The organism is Neobacillus sp. PS3-12 (assembly GCF_030915385.1).
Taxonomy (GTDB): domain Bacteria; phylum Bacillota; class Bacilli; order Bacillales; family Cytobacillaceae; genus JAEVLT01.
This window is the reverse complement of sequence record NZ_CP133268.1, coordinates 1,827,994-1,840,973: the sequence shown is the minus strand read 5'-3', so window position 1 is coordinate 1,840,973 and position 12,980 is coordinate 1,827,994. Positions and strand designations below refer to the sequence as shown.

At 35.7% G+C, this 12,980-nt stretch carries 10 protein-coding genes; 9 read left to right on the top strand and 1 reads right to left on the bottom strand.

Translation table 11 applies throughout. From position 1 onward, the window contains the following. Window positions 1-36: 36 nt before the first annotated feature. Window positions 37-909, top strand: coding sequence for a UTP--glucose-1-phosphate uridylyltransferase GalU (gene galU / locus RCG17_RS09460; RefSeq protein WP_308174923.1), 873 nt, complete (start codon window positions 37-39; stop codon window positions 907-909). 260 nt (window positions 910-1,169) lie between these two features. Next, complete coding sequence (locus RCG17_RS09455) at window positions 1,170-2,234, top strand: phosphodiester glycosidase family protein (protein ID WP_308174922.1); 1,065 nt, start codon at window positions 1,170-1,172, stop codon at window positions 2,232-2,234. A gap of 796 nt (window positions 2,235-3,030) precedes the next feature. On the opposite strand, the gene RCG17_RS09450 is transcribed toward RCG17_RS09455, so the two are convergent. After that, window positions 3,031-5,670 carry an N-acetylmuramoyl-L-alanine amidase gene (locus tag RCG17_RS09450; protein WP_308174921.1) on the bottom strand — a complete coding sequence of 880 codons (2,640 nt, stop codon included), beginning with the start codon at window positions 5,668-5,670 and terminating at the stop codon, window positions 3,031-3,033. 478 nt (window positions 5,671-6,148) lie between these two features. Between RCG17_RS09450 and galU (RCG17_RS09445) the strand changes: the two genes are divergently transcribed. From galU (RCG17_RS09445) to RCG17_RS09415, 7 genes are all read left to right on the top strand, one after another. Then, entirely contained in the window at window positions 6,149-7,021 is an 873-nt protein-coding gene (gene galU, locus RCG17_RS09445; protein ID WP_308174920.1) for a UTP--glucose-1-phosphate uridylyltransferase GalU, read from the top strand. Window positions 7,022-7,310: 289 nt separating this feature from the next. Next, window positions 7,311-8,291, top strand: a complete 981-nt coding sequence (locus tag RCG17_RS09440; RefSeq protein ID WP_308174919.1) for a glycosyltransferase family 2 protein — start codon at window positions 7,311-7,313, stop codon at window positions 8,289-8,291. A 30-nt stretch (window positions 8,292-8,321) separates the two neighbouring features. Continuing rightward, the gene (locus RCG17_RS09435; protein ID WP_308174918.1) at window positions 8,322-9,284 is read left to right on the top strand and encodes a glycosyltransferase family 2 protein; all 963 of its coding nucleotides are present in this window, start codon (window positions 8,322-8,324) and stop codon (window positions 9,282-9,284) included. A gap of 18 nt (window positions 9,285-9,302) precedes the next feature. Further along, window positions 9,303-10,721, top strand: coding sequence for a lipopolysaccharide biosynthesis protein (locus RCG17_RS09430; protein WP_374120910.1), 1,419 nt, complete (start codon window positions 9,303-9,305; stop codon window positions 10,719-10,721). 223 nt (window positions 10,722-10,944) lie between these two features. Further along, entirely contained in the window at window positions 10,945-12,039 is a 1,095-nt protein-coding gene (locus RCG17_RS09425; RefSeq protein WP_308174916.1) for a DegT/DnrJ/EryC1/StrS family aminotransferase, read from the top strand. 12 nt (window positions 12,040-12,051) lie between these two features. Next, entirely contained in the window at window positions 12,052-12,567 is a 516-nt protein-coding gene (locus RCG17_RS09420) for a GNAT family N-acetyltransferase (RefSeq protein WP_308174915.1), read from the top strand. After that, the gene (locus tag RCG17_RS09415; protein WP_308174914.1) at window positions 12,554-12,976 is read left to right on the top strand and encodes a sugar 3,4-ketoisomerase; all 423 of its coding nucleotides are present in this window, start codon (window positions 12,554-12,556) and stop codon (window positions 12,974-12,976) included. The genes RCG17_RS09420 and RCG17_RS09415 overlap by 14 nt, the downstream gene beginning before the upstream one ends. The last annotated feature ends 4 nt before the right edge of the window (window positions 12,977-12,980 follow it).

Below are 12,980 nucleotides of genomic sequence, written 5' to 3'. Positions count from 1 at the left end.
ATTTTTGTAACTTGTTAGGAAAGGATTGATTTTTAAATGCAAAGGGTTAAAAAAGCTATAATCCCAGCTGCAGGACTTGGGACACGTTTTTTACCTGCAACGAAAGCAATGCCTAAAGAAATGTTGCCAATTGTAGATAAACCCACCATTCAATACATAGTAGAAGAGGCAATTGAATCCGGGATTGAAGATATTATTATTGTAACCGGTAAAGGAAAGCGCTCTATTGAAGATCACTTTGATAACGCTTTTGAATTAGAGCAGAACTTGCAAGAAAAAGGGAAATTAGAGCTCTTAGAAATCGTTCGGGAAACTTCAAAAATGGTGGATATTCACTATATACGTCAAAAAGAACCTAAGGGATTAGGACATGCCGTTTGGTGTGCTCGGAATTTTATAGGCAATGAACCGTTTGCTGTACTGCTTGGTGATGATATTGTTCAAGCGGAGACACCATGCCTAAAACAGTTAATGGATGTTTATAACCATACACATTCTTCTGTTATTGGAGTTAAGCGGGTACCGGATAATGAAACTGATCGTTATGGAATCATTGATCCTGAAGATCAAAACGGACGTGCCTTCCAAGTCCGCAACTTTGTCGAAAAGCCTAAGTTAGGAACGGCCCCTTCAAACCTTGCGATTATTGGCCGATATGTGTTTACACCAGAAATTTTCATGTTTTTAGATAAACAAGAAGTTGGCGCAGGCGGAGAAATTCAATTAACCGATGCTATTCAACGATTGAATCAAATTCAGCGTGTTTTTGGTTATGAGTTTGAGGGCAAACGCTATGACGTGGGAGAAAAGCTCGGATTCATTGAAACAACGATTGAATTTGCTCTTCAGAAGGAAGAACTACGCAATGATTTATTAAAATTCATGGCTGAAAAACTTGAGTTGCAGTAATTAATAATCGTTAAAATTCTATAACGCAAAAAGGAAACTCCAGGGTTTCCTTTTTTATGTTGTGAAATCAATTACATACTCTAAGACAGGTGTGACCTTCCAAAACAGGAAGTAGAATTTAATCTAAAATAAGGATTTCTTAAGTCTTTTTTAATGTAACTATGTTACCATTTCAGATGTAAACAAAATGATAGACTTGTTGTTTTTAAAACCATATATGATGATGGTTTTATTTTTTTATAGAGGAAGGGAGAAATGGCATGGAAGCAATGACTAAAGAAACAGCCTATGTTCCAAGTTCAAATCGTGACCTTAAACCCAAACCAAAAAGAAAACGATTTTGGCGTTTATTTTGGATGATCATATTCGTTATTTTAATAGGCGGCGGCAGTTTTATTTATGGTACAAATCAAGGCTTGCAGCTGCGGAGGATGTTTTTAGGGACAGTTTTATCGACTTATCACCCACAATATGAAAAGTTTATGGAGCTTTTACTTCCAAAATCAGAAATCGATAAAATGTTACAAGAAAGAAACAATCCTGATGTCGTGCAATCAGCTATTAAGAAGCAAACGAAAACCAATCATGTACAGGCGAAAGAGGTTTCAACAGCCCCTGAAAAAATTACAATAGATACTGTAGAAACTTCAAACTTTACAGCAAAAATAATGACTATTCCTGACCCGAATACAGTCCATGTAGTGGCAACCAAATATACATCAAAAGGACAACCTCTTTCAGATTTGATTAAAGATAATAATGGGGTTGCCGGAATAAACGCAGGCGGTTTTTATGACCCAAGCGGACGTGGATCAGGCGGACAAATGCTAGGAACTGTTATCAGTAATGGAAATGTATTGTCCGTTCCAGGCAATCGTAATGTCCCTGCGTTAGTAGCAGCCTTTCTCAAGGACGGTCAATTTATTACTGGAAATTATTCAGTAAATCAATTGGTGAGTATGGGAGTAAGAGAGGCCATCAGTTTTGGGCCACAGCTTATTGTGGACGGTGTAAATCGCGTAACACCTGCAGTCGATGGTGCATGGGGGTGGGCACCAAGAACGGCAATTGGCCAAAAAGCTGATGGAAGTATCATCATGATTATCACTGATGGCCGTTTTTATTGGAATAAAACCCACCGCGGAGCATCCATGTCAGATATGTCAAAGCTTTTTGAAAAATATAATGTAGTTAACGCTATAGCAATGGATGGCGGAGGTTCCACCACCATGATTAATGATGGGCAGCTACAATTGCAGCCGGCCACAAGCACAAGTGTTGGAATGCGGTATTTGCCAGATGCTTGGGTAGTAATTCCTAAATAGCACGCAGTATTTTTGAAAAAACAAGCCATAGGACAATCAGATAATTGAATATCCCTCAAAAAATGCATCATAATAAATGATGCATTTTTTGTAATAACAATATTGATGAAAGGAAGGGATTTATCATAGGTTATTATGCTAATATATCAAAATCGCCAATATCTCTACTATTCGGTAAATTCATAACGCCAGGTGGCATTCTTGATACCTTTCCGCCTTCTTCATCTGTTGAAAGGAAGAGAGGGATTCTTGTTCTCCTGTGAATTGATCTTTTTGAACTGATTGTTTAATTGTAAAAGCTGCGAGGGACTTTTGACATTATATCCATTAATAATCACTCCACCGATGTGATTATTTTGAATAAAGCTTGTTGACCCTGAAACTACTATATCCCCATCTATGCCAACCATTAACATTTGACCGACCTTCTCCGAGATGGTCATGTCATTTACTTGTTTTCGAATAGGGTCGGGAATTGGATTGCTCGTGGGTTTGTTACATGCTGCCAAAGTAAGAATTATTGCAGAACATATGATAAATATCCATTTGATTTTGGGGGCTTTGGACCTCATTGTGATCATTCCTAACCATTTTTTTGTATCTGCTACTAATTTATCGTGTTTTGTGGAATTTTGAAGGATTTTGTAAGAATCACATGAAAGTTTCTGGGATAAAAGTAGCAGGAGATAGTTAGGAATAAGGCAAAAGTGCTAAAAAGCAAAACACCAGAAATCATTAATAGATTTCTGGTGTTTTATTATTAAACGAGTCACTATCAGTTTAGTGAACTAAAAACTTAGTAACTTAGAAAATACTGATCGATTCCGTCAGCAATTGCCCTTGCCAGTGTATTTTGATAAGAATCGGATATTAAGTTTTGACGTTCGCTAGAATTACTTATATACCCAACCTCAAGCAATGTTGCTGGCATTGCAGATTCACGTACGACTGAAAGTGTATCCCCAGTAATTCCGTGGTCCGAATCTCCTGTATAGGCAACCATTTTTTGCTGAATCAAGCTTGCAAGTGTGATGCTCTTTGCAATCCTGTCAGGATTCGTATCCATACCGGCATTGATTTTTGAAGGGTAAGCTGGATCAAATTGATAGTAAAAAGATTCAATGCCGAAAGGTGAAGATGATGTTGATGAGTTTTGATGAATACTTACAAAAATATCTGCATGTAAATTATTCGCCATTGCTGATCGATCTAGTAAAGACACAAACGTATCAGTGGTACGAGATATATAAACGGTGTAACCGCGGCTTTCTAATAATGCTTTAACCTTTAACGCATCTGCTAAATTCAAGTCTGCCTCTCTATATCCACCGCCAATTGCACCTGGATCACTTCCACCATGGCCTGGATCTAAAAAGATTATTTTAGACCTTTGGTTGAATATTACCGTGGTAGTCGGCAATGTTGTTACATGACCGTTTTTATCGGTTTCTCTGACCGTAATGGTATGTTGTCCATCACTAAATTTGGTTGTATCAAGTGCAAAATGATAACCAGTATTAGTGTCGAAGTCAGGGTATACATTTTGGACATCAGGTCTCGCATCTCCATAGGTAGCTTGCCCCACCGCTGTCCCGTCAACTAATATATCAATACTTGAAACTCCGTTAACATCATAAAACCAACCCGACACATTTTTAGTTCCTTTTAAGGAATTACCTGAAAAGGGATAATCTAAAGAACCTGTAACATTCACAATGGAAAAAGTAGCTTCAGGAAGTGTCGTTACATGACCATTGTTTCCAGTTTCTCTGATGGCAATCCTATGCTGTCCAGCACTAAATTTTGTTGTATCAAGCGCAAAATGATAGCCTGCATTTTGGGCACTGCTGTAATCTGGAAAAGCTTTTTGAATATCAGGTCTTGCATCACCAGTGGTTGCCTGGCCAACTACGACACCATCAATAAGGACATCTATATTAGCTACACCGCTCTCATCCAAAAACCATCCCGAAACATTGTAGCTTTTTCCACTATGGGTTGTCCCCGAAATTGGATTATCCATATACCCTCTAACGTTTACAATCATGATTGTACTCGAAGGTAGTGTTGTGACTTGTCCATTATTCCCGGTTTCTCTGATTGTAACTGTATGTTGTCCATCACTAAATTTTGTTGTATCAAGCGCAAAGTGATAGCCTGATTTTGCTGCATTGCTGTAATCCGGAAAAGCTTTTTGAATATCTGGTCTGTCATCTCCATAGTAAGCCTGACCAGCGATGTTACCGTCAACGAGAACATCTATAGAGGCAACGCCGCTTCCGTCCAAAAGCCATCCTGAAACATTCTTGGCTCCAATCAAGGTTTTACCCGTAACTGGACTATCTAAATATCCTCTGACATTCGCATTCGCAAACGTAACTGTGCTTGGAGGCAATGTCGTTACATGTCCGTTCTTCCCAGTTTCCCTGATGGCAACGGTATGTTGTCCATCCTTAAACTTGGTTGTGTCAAGCGCAAAATGATAGCCTGCCGTTGCACTGCCGCCGTAATCAGGAAAAGCTTTTTGAATATCAGGTCTCACATCACCAGATGAAGCCTGTCCTGCTACAACACCGTCAATAAGAACATCTAAAGAGGCAATGCCGCTTTCGTCCAAAAACCAACCAGAAACATCTTTGGTTCCTACCAATGTTTTGCCGGAAACAGGGTTATCCATATAACCTTTAACATTCGCAATTGTAACTGTACTTGCGGGCAATGTCGTTACATGACCATTCTTGCCGGTTTCCCTGATGGCAACGGTATGTTGTCCATCACTAAATTTGGTTGTGTCAAGCGCAAAATGATAGCCTGCCGTTGCACTGCCGCTGTAATTAGGAAAAGCTTTTAGAATATCCGGTCTTGCATCACCAGAAAAAGCCTGTCCTGCTGCAACACCGTCAACAAGAACGTCTAAAGAGGCAATGCCGCTTTCGTCCAAAAGCCATCCTGAAACGGTTGTGGTCCCAATTAAGGTTTTGCCAGTTAAAGGAGTGTCCATATATCCTTTTACATTTGCAACTGTAACCGTACTGGCAGGCAAGACTGTTACTCGACCGCTTGCCCCAGTTTCTCTGATAGCAATCGAATGTATTCCATCACTAAGTTTGGTTGTGTCAAGTGTATAGTGATATCCTGAATTTCCGTTGTTGTATGCAGGATAAGCATTCTGGACATCAGGTCTTGAATCATTATAGACTGCTTGGCCAGTCACTGCACCATCGACTAATACATCTAGTGTTGAAACACCGTTTCCATCAAGAAACCAGCCTCTTATACCAATTTGTCCCTTAACAGTGGAACCATTTGCTGGTGCATCCATGCATCCTATTGGATTCAAATTTGATTGTGCAGATACATCATTTGGAGTTTTCACACACAATAAAATGGCATAGACAGCCAACAAAATTACTAAAAAATTTCTAAAAAGCTTCATTTCTCCATCCTTTCTAACTAGTCAAATTATCATACGTTACTATAATACAATTCTTTTAGTTAAAAAAAAATATTAAAAAAGTCATAATTTGCTATTATTTGTTTTTTTATGTAGTTATACTTGATACCCATTGAAGATAAGAATAATTAATTTCAACCAATAATTTTGTCGTTAATTATCAGCATTTTTAAATTTTTTAGCAAAAGGTTTTTGAGATTAGTAGGCTTATGAATATGGGAATTGAAATATTTCAATTTGAATATCCTTTATTGAAAGTAATAAAACCGTATAGACAAAACTTGTGTTAAAAAGTTGTTGAATTAACAGGAGATGGTGAGGGTCTCTATTGTTATTATTTGTTATAAAGTGTACTTGTACATTTATTTTCAATATGGAATAATTAAGGTTACAGTTTAAATTTAAAAATAATTTACATTCAGTAATTTTCGTGTTGTTGTGGGAAAGGATTGATTTCAATATGCAAAGGGTTAAGAAAGCCATTATTCCAGCAGCTGGTCTAGGAACGCGCTTTTTACCTGCTACTAAAGCGATGCCAAAGGAAATGCTGCCAATTGTAGACAAACCTACTATTCAATATATAGTAGAAGAGGCAATTGAATCTGGAATTGAAGATATTATTATTGTTACTGGAAAAGGAAAACGCTCTATTGAAGATCATTTTGATAACGCTTTTGAATTAGAGCAGAACTTACAAGAAAAAGGAAAACTTGAACTCTTAGAAATCGTTCGCGAAACCTCAAAAATGGTTGATATCCATTATATACGTCAAAAAGAGCCTAAGGGATTGGGACATGCAGTTTGGTGTGCCCGAAACTTTATTGGCAATGAACCATTTGCCGTACTTCTAGGCGATGATATTGTTCAAGCGGAAACGCCTTGCCTAAAACAATTAATGGATGTTTATAACCATACACATTCTTCTGTTATTGGGGTTAAACGGGTACCGGATAATGAAACTAACCGTTATGGAATTATTGATCCTGAAGATCAAAATGATCGTACGTTCCAAGTGCGCAATTTTGTTGAAAAACCTAAATTAGGAACTGCCCCATCAAACTTAGCGATTATCGGTCGGTATGTATTTACACCGGAAATTTTCATGTTTTTAGATAAACAAGAGGTTGGAGCAGGCGGAGAAATTCAATTAACGGATGCCATTCAACGGCTTAACCAAATCCAGCGCGTTTTTGGTTATGAATTTGAAGGAACACGTTTTGACGTGGGAGAAAAACTTGGTTTTATCGAAACAACGATCGAATTTGCTCTTCAAAAAGAGGAATTACGAGATGATTTACTAAAGTTTATGGTCCAAAAGCTTGAGCTGCAATAAAAAATAGTATTTAATTTGCTAGTAGTTGAGTCTAATATCAGTGAAAAGGAAGCCGTATATATTCATGGCTTCCTTTTTTATGCTATGGGATTAATTTACAAATTAAAGTTTAAACTACAAATAATTTGTAATTCGTTGTAAAATGGATGGTTGGAAAGACTGAAATTATTGTCGAAAAAAATAATATATTGGTTTTGTATGTTATAATACTTTTTATTTCCTAATTATCAGTCAGCAAATATCACATAGATGAAAACATTAATTTGCAGATTTAAATGGAGAGACTAATATGAATCCTGAAATAAGTATTGTTGTACCTGTTTACAATGTTGAAAGTTTTATTCACGAATGTATAAAAAGTATTCTTGACCAAACGTTTAAAGATTTTGAACTTATTTTAGTCAATGACGGGTCCACTGATCAAAGTAGGCATATTTGTGATGAATATGCAAAAAAAGATAAGCGTATTATTGTGATTCATAAAGAAAACGGTGGTCAGTCTTCGGCTAGAAATAAAGGTATTGTTGCTGCTAAGGGAAGTTATATAGGTTTCATTGACAGTGATGATTGGGTCGAAAAGGATATGTACAATATCCTTTATACGAAAGCGAAAGAAGCAGATGCCGATATTACAGCATGTAACATCATGCAATACGATAAGGAATCAGGCAAACATTTATACTGTAATAAGACAGATGATATTTCATATGATCAAGATTCAGCCATGCATGAACTTTATTTAAATGAAAGACTCACATTTAGTCCTTGTAACAAATTATATAAAAAGGAACTGTTCGAAAATATTCGGTTCAAAGAAGGATATATTCTCGAGGATATGGATTTTTCATATAGAGTGATGCATCAGGCAAAGAAGATTTTTTATACAGGAAAAGCCTTATACAATTACCGTTACAATGATAAGAGCACGATGAGGAAAGGATTTTCCAAAAAGCGGTTAGATGAATACGAAGTTAGGAAAGATATGTACTTATTTTATCTGAAAAACTATCCCGATTTGGCAAATGAACTATACGCTGAATGGGTGTTAACAGGTTTAATGCTTTATATCAATATTGAGAAGTATTATCAGAGTGAAAAGAAGCAGTATAAATATTTAATTAATATGGATCGCAAAAAATTAAAGCCATTACTATTCAAACAGGATTATGATCGGAAGAAAAAATTGATGTTAGCGATTGGGGTTTTCTCCCCAAGTCTCTTAGTAATGTTCTACCGACTATACTGGGATAAAATCAAGAAGGAATTATGATCATTACAAGTATATTTTGGAGTTGAAAAGATGATTGCTTTTGTTATTTTAAATTACAATACATGGGAAATGACATTACGATGTGTAGATTCCATTTCGGAAACATATAAAGATGATTATAAGCTCTATATTGTAGACAATGGGTCTACCAATGACTCTTATCATCAGCTAAAAGAACAATATCAAAATCGGAAAGATGTAGTAGTTATTCAAAATGAAAATTTAGGGTATGCAAAAGGGAATAATGTGGGTATTCGACAGGCTATACAGGATGGATATGACATCATTACAATTGTCAATAATGATGTTATTTTTATGGATGAATGCATTGATCGCATGTCTGCATTTCTTCGAGAAAATGAGAATGCAGCAGTGGTGGCTCCGTACGTTCTTTCAACGGAAGGAAAGTTGCGGGATGTACCATTTTTAAAACCTGTAACAACTTCTGATTATCTATTATATAATACCAAACTTAGTAAGTTTGCTTCTAATAACTCCAAGAATCAATACAACGAGAGATATTTTTTATCGGGTGAATCCATAAAAAATGATCCGATACCTATTTATAAGTTTTCAGGCTGTTGTTTTATGGCGAAACGCGAAATGCTTGAGAATGTTGAGTTATTTGATGAGAATACCTTCTTATATTATGAAGAAGATATTCTATCTAATAAAATGAGTAAGCTTGGCTTTCAAGCATATTTTTTGCCTGATGCAAAAATCGTTCATCACCATGGTTTAACAACAGGAAAAGACAACTTGTTTGTTGATACAGAAATGATAAAAAGCGAAATCTACTTCTTGTCAAAATGCTATAAGCCTAATCTTTCGGTTTTACTTTTTATTTACTTGGACCGTGCGATCATTCCAATTATGAAAAAATTAAAAAAGCGATATAATCTTTCCTTCTATGATTATTTGGCTTTTCTGAGCAAAACATGGGGGCATTTCCGAAAATACTCTAAATTAAGAAATGACCGAAATATCGTTTAGAATGATGAGGGATGAGTGTTGAATAATAAGGCATTTACTTTTATAAAAAACTTTTCATACACCTTATCATCGAATCTAATATCATTGATCATTTCAACGGTATTAGTTTTTATCGTTCCAAAGTTGATAGGTGTTGAAGATTACGGATATTGGCAGTTATATCTTTTTTATTCGTTTTATGTAGGTTTTTTACACTTTGGCTGGAATGACGGAATCTATCTTAGATACGGTGGAAAAGAATATAAGGAATTAAATAAGGAACTATTTTTTTCACAGTTTTGGATGTTAATGCTCTCTCAAATTGTAATAGGGGCAATCATCATTGGTATTTCAATGATTTTTACCGCAGATGCCAATCGGTTATTTATCCTTGAAATGACTGCATTGTGTATGTTGATTGTCAATGTGAGACTGATGTTGGTTTATATTCTGCAGAGCACAAATCGGATCAAAGAGTACGCTCAAATTACTATGATGGAAAGAGTGATCTATTGCGTTTTAATCTTGCTTTGCCTATTAATCGGAATAAGGCAATTTAAGTTATTGATTGTTACGGATTTGATTGCAAAATTTATTGCTTTCGTGTATGCAATGTATTGCTGCAGAGATATTGTTTTTAATAAAATATCTACTTTCACTTTTAATGTAGGAGAAACTGCTAAGAACATCAATGCAGGCATAAAGCTAATGTTTGCGAACATTGCTAGCATGTTAATTATTGGAATTGTTCGTTTTGGTATAGAACGTTCCTGGGATGTTTCGACTTTTGGCAAGGTATCACTTGTCATGAGTGTATCCAGTCTCATGATGGTTTTTATCGATGCGGTTGGAATTGTCATGTTTCCTGTGTTAAGAAGGACGAGTGAGGACAAGCTGCCCGAATTATATACAACGATGAGGATTACTTTAATGGTTCCTTTGCTGGGACTGCTGATCGTTTATTATCCATTGGAAGTGATCCTACCTGCATGGCTACCTAAATACAGTCAAAGCTTAATGTATATGGCCCTCCTTTTTCCAATGTGTATATATGAAGGAAAGATGGCCCTTTTAATTAATACCTACTTAAAGACGTTAAGGAAAGAAAAACTAATGCTTGTTTTTAATTTAGCATCAGTGGCATTAAGCCTTATTCTTACACTCCTTTTCACAATGGTTTTTAAGAGTTTATCCTTAGCAATTGTGTCTATTGTTATTCTTTTGGCCTTCCGAAGTGCGCTTGCGGAAGTGTTTTTATCCAAGTTTCTCCACGTTTCTGTATTTAAGGATACATTCCTTGAGCTTGCTATGACGGTCATTTTTATTCTTGCTGGCTGGTTTGTGACTTCCTGGTTTGGACTGGTCCTTTACCTTGCTGCCTACGGATTGTATTTGCTTATCCAAAGAAAGGAAATTAAAGCAACATTACAAACGGTTAAACAACTAGTAAGAAGATAAATATCTTTGGAAATTTAGTGTATCAATAAATTTCTTTTCTTAAATGCCAACTTGATTTTTTTAGGTAGGTTTGAAATAATTCACTTGTTTCTTATTTTTTAATTGGTTACCACTGGGATGAACATATAAATGTTCTTTAATTACATGATTGTATTAACATTTTAGAGGAATTCCTTGGTATTTTTGCAAATCATTTTGAAAAACTATTCAAAGAGGGAAAAATATGCAAATAAATTTTAATGTTTTAGATCGGCAATATCGGATGTATCAAAGTGAATATGAAGATAAGGCGTTAAAAGTTTTAAGAAAAGGTTGGTACATACTTGGGGAAGAAGTAACTCTTTTTGAAAAGGAATTTGCCAGTTATATTGGAACGGAGTTTTCAGTGGGACTTGCGAGCGGTCTGGATGCTTTAATTATTGCATTTCGTGCCCTTGGTATAGGAGAGGGAGACGAAGTAATCGTACAAGCAAACGCTTATATTGCATGCGTTATGGGTATAACAATTAATGGAGCTAGGCCCGTTTTTGTAGAACCTGATGAGTTTTATAATATTGACCCGAGTAAAATTGAAGAAAAGATTACAGAGAAAACTAAAGCTATCTTAGTGGTTCATTTATATGGACAAACGGCTGATATGGAAAAAATTCAGCTAATCGCTAAGCAGCATAATTTAAAAATAGTTGAAGATTGCGCACAATCACATGGATCTGTTTATAAAGGAACATTATCTGGTTCATTCTCAGATATTGCATGTTTTAGTTTTTATCCAAGTAAAAACCTCGGTGGTTTTGGTGATGGCGGGGCTATTACAACCAATGATGTAAAGTTAGCGCAAATGGTTAAAGTTTTAAGAAACTATGGAAGTGAAAAAAGATATCATAATATGGTTGTTGGCTTTAACTCTCGTTTAGATGAATTACAGGCAGGGTTATTGAGAGTAAAGCTCCAACATATTGATGAACTTAATCAAGAAAGAGAGAAACTGGCTCATCGATATTTAGACCTTGTTAAAAATAATAAAATTAGCTTACCAATGGTAAGAGAACATGCAAGTTCAGTTTGGCACCTATTTGTAATCTGTTCTCAAGAAAGAGACCGATTACAGGAATATTTAACGTTAAACGGAATTGGAACAGTGATTCATTATCCAATTCCTCCACATTTATCAGAAGCGTATCAATATTTAGGTTTTAAAGAAAATGATTTTCCTATTACGGAGGAATACTCAAATAGCATTTTAAGTCTTCCTTTGTACAATGGGATGACTGAGGAAGAACAAGACTATGTAATTGAGGTACTGAACAACTTTAAGTAAGGATGCGTTGGAATGGTTCATTTAAGGAAACTGCAGTTAAAAGATGCAGAAGGAATGTTGGAATGGATGCATGATTCTGAGCTAATGAAGAATTTTCGCTTTGATGCCTCTAATATGACAAGACAGAAAGTTGAGTTGTTTATAAATAATTCTCATCATGATGATGTCAATTATCATTTTGCGATTGCTTCAGAAAAAGATGAATATCTTGGAACAATCAGCTTAAAGAATATTGATTTGGATAGCCGAAATGGAGAGTACGCTATTGCATTGCGCCGAACGGCTATTGGTACGGGTGCCGCTTTGGAAGCAACAAAGTTGCTTCTTTCGAAAGCGTTTTTCGAGTTAATGTTAGAAAAAGTCTACTTAAATGTCCTTACTAATAATAAAAGGGCGATAAGGTTTTATGAAAAGAGTGGATTTGTAAAAGAGGGCGTATTTAAAAAACATGTATTTGCGCATCAGCAGTTAAATGATTTAAGCTGGTATGCAATTTTTAAGGAGGGTCACGTTAATGAAAAAATATAGAATGCTTGAATTTCCTCAATTGGGTGATGATCGTGGTCAATTAGTAGTAGTGGAGCAGTTAAAGAATATTCCCTTTGATTTAAAAAGGATATTTTATTTGTATGGCACAAAGGGTGATGTTGCTCGCGGACAACATGCAAATAGATTTTCACAATTTGTTTTAATCAATCTTAATGGAACTTGTAAGGTTTTGGTCGATGATGGAGAACATAGTGAAGTCATTTGCTTGGATAAGCCTCACACAGGAATATATCTAGATAAATTGGTTTGGAAAGAAATGTTTGACTTTTCAAGTGACTCCATCTTATTGGTATTATCAAGCGAGCTTTATGACAAATCAGAATATATAGATAGCTATGATCAATTTTTAAAAGAAGTTAATAACCAGAGAATAATTAGTGAAAGGTGATATT